General features: G+C 70.0%; 3 protein-coding genes and 1 pseudogene. 1 reads left to right on the forward strand and 3 read right to left on the reverse strand.

All coding sequences use genetic code 11. The features are described 5' to 3' along the window. Window positions 1-810: pseudogene (locus J7U37_RS24625) on the reverse strand (sensor histidine kinase); the annotation flags it as partial. 351 nt (window positions 811-1,161) lie between these two features. Here J7U37_RS24625 and J7U37_RS24630 point away from each other — a divergent pair. Continuing rightward, window positions 1,162-2,505, forward strand: coding sequence for a dicarboxylate/amino acid:cation symporter (locus J7U37_RS24630; protein WP_056181080.1), 1,344 nt, complete (start codon window positions 1,162-1,164; stop codon window positions 2,503-2,505). Between the two features lie 133 nt (window positions 2,506-2,638). Here the strand turns inward: J7U37_RS24630 and glmS are convergent, their stop codons facing one another. Beyond that, window positions 2,639-4,465, reverse strand: coding sequence for a glutamine--fructose-6-phosphate transaminase (isomerizing) (gene glmS, locus J7U37_RS24635; protein ID WP_247637455.1), 1,827 nt, complete (start codon window positions 4,463-4,465; stop codon window positions 2,639-2,641). Window positions 4,466-4,712: 247 nt separating this feature from the next. Continuing rightward, on the reverse strand, window positions 4,713-5,007 hold a 295-nt coding region (locus tag J7U37_RS24640; RefSeq protein ID WP_282104169.1), incomplete at its 5' end, for a DapH/DapD/GlmU-related protein.

Raw genomic sequence — 5,007 nt, forward strand, 5'->3', positions numbered from 1 at the left:
GCCCTGCCCCACCCGCACCAGGTCGGTGGTGCCCGCGATGGGGTAGAGCGGCATGGCCGGAAGGGGGCTGTCGCCGAACTCCCGGGCCTCGCGGATGCGGCTGCGCTCGGTCTCGTCGATCTGCCGCAGGGTGGCCAGGTGCCAGGCCGGGTCGCTCGCCACCAGGACGATGCCGCGCCCATCGGCGACGAACACCCCGTCGCCGGCCCGGCGCCAGGCGGCCTCGACCGCCGCGAACTCGATCTTGACCACCACGACGCCGCCGGCCGTCCCGATCCGGCGCGAGAGGTAGAGGCCGGCGCGGCCGCTCACGGTACCGAGGGCGAATTGCGAGCCGACCCCGTCCTGCATGGCCTGCCGGAAATAGGGCCGGAACGCGTAGTCCCGGCCGAGGAAGCTGCCGGAGGTGCCCGCATTGCTGGCCGCCACCGTGATGCCGTCGGGCCGGATCACGTAGATCACCGCCGAGCCGGTGGCCTCGGCCACCTGGGCCAGCCGCCGGTTCACGCGGTCGAGGAGTGGGCGGGACGACGGGTCTCCCGAGGTCGCGGCGGCTGCGGCGGCGATCTCCGGGTCGGCCGCGAGGGCGAGAGGCAGCGAGGCCTGCTTCTGCATCTCGGCCCGCAGCGCCCCGACCTGCAGCCCGAGGGCGGCCTGGGCGGTGCGGCGCAGATCCGCCAGGGCCCAGCGCTCGGCGACCCGTCCGGCCGACCAGGCGGCGAGCAGGATGGCCGCCAGGCTCGCCAGCAGGACGAAGCTCCGGCGGCTCGGCACGTGCAGCCGCCCATGCGGTCCGGCCTCGCGCCTCATCGGGTCCGAACCGCTGCGAATTTCCGGACAGGATTCCCGGACCGCGTCCGAGTTTCCGCAGACCCGCGCCACGGCATCACGGACATCGCAGGCAAAAAGCATCTTCGTTTCGAGGACTTAACAAAAAGTTCCGGCCTGCCGGCATCTGGCATGCCGGTTGCCATTCCGAGGCGGTAACGCAGCCCTGCGCTTCCCGCGGGGCTGCCGACCGGGACGCGGACGCCGCCGGATCTCCGGCGGCCGAGGCCCATCGGTTCGAGATCAAGACCAAGACCAAGAACGGACGGAACCGGGGCGAGCCCCTGGGCCCGAACCGACATCCTTCGCGAGACCCACCGGGAGAACGCCCTCATGGCCACCGTACCACTGCCCCTCACCGCGCCCCACGATCCGCCGAAGCCCCGGCCGCTCTACCGGACCCTGTATTTCCAGGTCCTGGTCGCGGTGGCGATCGGCATCGCGCTGGGACACTTCTACCCGCAGGTCGGCGCCGACATGAAGCCGCTCGGCGACGCCTTCATCAAGCTCGTCAAGATGATCATCGCGCCGGTGATCTTCCTCACCGTGGTCTCCGGCATCGCCGGCATGACCAACCTGGAGAAGGTCGGCCGCGTCGGCGGCAAGGCGCTGATCTACTTCATCACCTTCTCCACCCTGGCGCTCATCGTCGGCCTGATCGTGGCGAACCTCGTCCAGCCGGGCGCGGGCATGCACATCGATCCGAAGTCGCTCGATCCGAAGTCGATCGCGATGTACGCCGACAAGGCGAAGACGCAGTCCATCACCGACTTCCTGATGAACATCATCCCGACCACGGCGGTGGGGGCGTTCTCGGGCGGCGAGATCCTCCAGGTGCTGTTCTTCTCGGTGCTGTTCGGCTTCGGCCTCGCCTTCCTGGGCGACCGCGGCAAGCCGGTCCTCGACATCATCAAGGTGCTGTCGGAAGCCATCTTCGGCGTCGTCAACATCATCATGAAGGTCGCTCCCATCGGCGCCTTCGGCGCCATGGCCTTCACCATCGGCAAGTACGGCATCGCCTCGCTCGCCAACCTCGCCTACCTGGTCGGCGCCTTCTACCTGACCTCGGCGATCTTCGTGCTCGGCGTGCTCGGCCTCGTCGCCCGCTACAACGGCTTCTCGATCCTCAAGCTCATCCGCTACATCAAGGAAGAGCTGATGCTGGTGCTCGGCACCTCGTCCTCCGAGTCCGCCCTGCCCTCGCTGCTCGAGAAGATGGAGCGCGCCGGCTGCTCGAAGCCCGTCGTCGGCCTCGTGGTCCCGACCGGCTACTCGTTCAATCTCGACGGCACCAACATCTACATGACCATGGCGGCTTTGTTCATCGCGCAGGCCACGGACACGCCCCTCACCTACGGCGAACAGGGCCTCCTGCTCCTCGTGGCGATGCTGTCCTCCAAGGGCGCGGCCGGCGTCACCGGCTCCGGGTTCATCACCCTGGCGGCGACCCTCGCGGTGGTGCCCTCGGTGCCGGTGGTCGGCATGGCGCTGATCCTCGGCGTCGACCGCTTCATGTCCGAGTGCCGCGCGCTCACCAACTTCATCGGCAACGCGGTGGCCTGCATCGTGGTCGCCCGCTGGGAGGGCGAGGTCGACGACGTCAAGCTCGCGGCGGCGCTCGGCGGCAACCCGATGCCGCTCGATTCGGAGCTGCCGGCTCTCCAGCCAGCCGAGTAGTCCTCCGCATGATCACGGCCGGGCGCCAAGCGCTCGAAGGAGCGAGCGCCCGGCCTACGGAAAAGGGACGCGCGGACCGGTTGGTCGTCGCGTCCCTTTTGATATCGGAACCCCCGAATCGACCGTGATGGGCCTATTCCACCGTGACGGATTTCGCGAGGTTGCGCGGCTGGTCGACGTCTTTGCCCATAAAGACGGCGGTGTGGTAGGCGATGAGCTGGATCGGCACCGCGTAGACGATGGGGGCCACCACCGGATCGAGGTCCGGCATCGTCACGGTGGCCATGGTGTCGAGGCCGGCGGCCGCCGCGCCCTTGGCGTCGCCGATCAGGATGATGCGGCCGCCGCGGGCGGCCACCTCCTGCATGTTCGACACCGTCTTCTCGAAGATCGCATCGTGGGGCGCGATGACGATCACCGGCACGCTCTCGTCGATGAGGGCGATGGGGCCGTGCTTGAGTTCACCCGCCGCATAACCTTCCGCGTGGATGTAGCTGATTTCTTTGAGCTTCAGGGCACCTTCCAGCGCCATCGGATAGCTGGTGCCGCGCCCCAGGTAGAGCACGTCGCGGGCCTTCGAGACCTCGCGGGCCAGGACCTCGATCGGGCCTTCCAGCTTGGTCGCGTCGGCCATCAGGCCCGGCACCGTGATCAGCGCGTCGACGAGGCGGCGCTCCTCCTCCGGGCTCACGGTGCCGCGCGCCCGGCCAGCATGGATGGCGAGACACAGCAGCACCGTGAGCTGGCACGAGAACGCCTTGGTGGAGGCGACCCCGATCTCGGGGCCGGCCAGGGTCGGCACGGTCGCGGAGGCCTCGCGCGCGATGGTGGAGGTCGGCACGTTGACCACGGCGAGCGTGTGCTGGCCCTGCCCCTTGGCGTAGCGCAGGGAGGCCAGGGTGTCGGCGGTCTCGCCCGATTGCGAGATCACCAGGGTGAGGCCGTCCCGGTCCAGCGGCGGCTCGCGGTAGCGCGCCTCCGAGGCGACGTCGATCTCCACGGGGAGGCGGGCCAGGCTCTCGAACCAGTACTTGGCGACGAGCCCGGCATAATAGGCGGTGCCGCAGGCCGTGATCGAGATTCGCGAGAGTTTGGCGAAGTCGAAGGGCAGGGCCTCGGGCAGGGCCACGCGGCCGTTGGCGAGATCGACGTAATGGGCCAGCGTGCGGCCGACCACCTCGGGCTGCTCGTGGATCTCCTTGGCCATGAAGTGGCGATGGTTGCCCTTCTCCACCCGGTAGGCCTGGGCGACGATGCGCTGGCGCTCGCGGGTGAGGGGCTGGCCGTCCTGGTCGCGGATCTCCGCCCCGTCCCGGGTCAGGATGGCCCAGTCGCCCTCGTCCAGGTAGGTGATCTCCTGGGTGAAGGGGGCCAGCGCCAGGGCGTCCGAGCCGAGATAGGTCTCGCCCTCGCCGAACCCGATGGCCAGGGGGGCGCCGTGGCGGGCGCAGATGAGAAGGTCGTCGTGGCCGGTGAAGATGAAGCCGAGCGCGAAGGCCCCGTGCAGGCGTGGCAGGCAGGCCGCCACCGCCTCGACCGGACCCAGGCCCCCCTCCAGGGCGTGGCTGACGAGCTGGGCCACCACCTCGGTGTCGGTCTCGCTCTCGAAGCGCACGCCCTGGCCCTGCAGCTCGGCCTTCAGCGCGCGAAAGTTCTCGATGATGCCGTTATGCACGACGGCGACGCGCGTCGTGGCGTGCGGATGCGCGTTGGTCTCGTTGGGACGGCCATGCGTGGCCCAGCGGGTGTGGCCGATGCCGATGCTGCCGCCGAGCGGCGCGTCGCGCAGGCGCATCTCCAGGTTGGCGAGCTTGCCCTCGGCGCGCCGGCGCTCCAGGTGCCCCTGCGTCAGGGTGGCGATGCCGGCCGAATCGTAGCCGCGATATTCGAGCCGGCGCAGGGCTTCCACCAGCTGCCCGGCCACGGCGTCCCGCCCGACGATGCCAACGATTCCGCACATGGGTTGGTGTCTCTCAGGTGTCTCTCGGATGCCCGGCACGGAGCCCGGACGCGATGGCAGGCGGATGCCCGGACGCGAACGCACGCGTCCCGGCTTGTACCGGATCGGGACAGGCGCGCGCCAGCCGCGTACCCCACGGCGCGGAAAGCCCCGTCCGGAGCCTGCCAAGCCCGGTCTGGAGCCTGCCCCGACAATGCTGAACGAGGGCTTGCAGCCTTGGTCGGCCGGGACGAATCCCACGCTGGCGTCACGGCTGCGATTTCGTGGCCCGCGCCACCTTCTCCGCCTGAAGCGCCGCCCGCTTGCCCGGCGCCCAGCCGGGCAGGGTGCGCTGGCGCCCGCGCGAAACCGCCAGGGCCTCCTCCGGCACGTCCGAGGCGATCACCGAGCCGGCCCCCACGATGGCGCCGGCGCCGACGCTGACCGGCGCCACCAGCGCGGTGTTCGAGCCGATGAAGGCCCCCGCCCCGATCGTGGTGCGGTGCTTGTTCACCCCGTCATAGTTGCACGTGATGGTGCCGGCCCCGAGATTGGCCCCCGCC

This window comes from Methylobacterium sp. 37f (assembly GCF_023093475.1).
In the GTDB taxonomy this organism is placed as follows: domain Bacteria; phylum Pseudomonadota; class Alphaproteobacteria; order Rhizobiales; family Beijerinckiaceae; genus Methylobacterium.

Coding starts and splice junctions, on each gene's coding strand:
- glmS (WP_247637455.1), bottom strand. CDS start 4,465: ATGTGCGGAATCGTTGGCATCGTCGGGCGGGACGCCGTGGCCGGGCAG.
- J7U37_RS24630 (WP_056181080.1), top strand. CDS start 1,162: ATGGCCACCGTACCACTGCCCCTCACCGCGCCCCACGATCCGCCGAAG.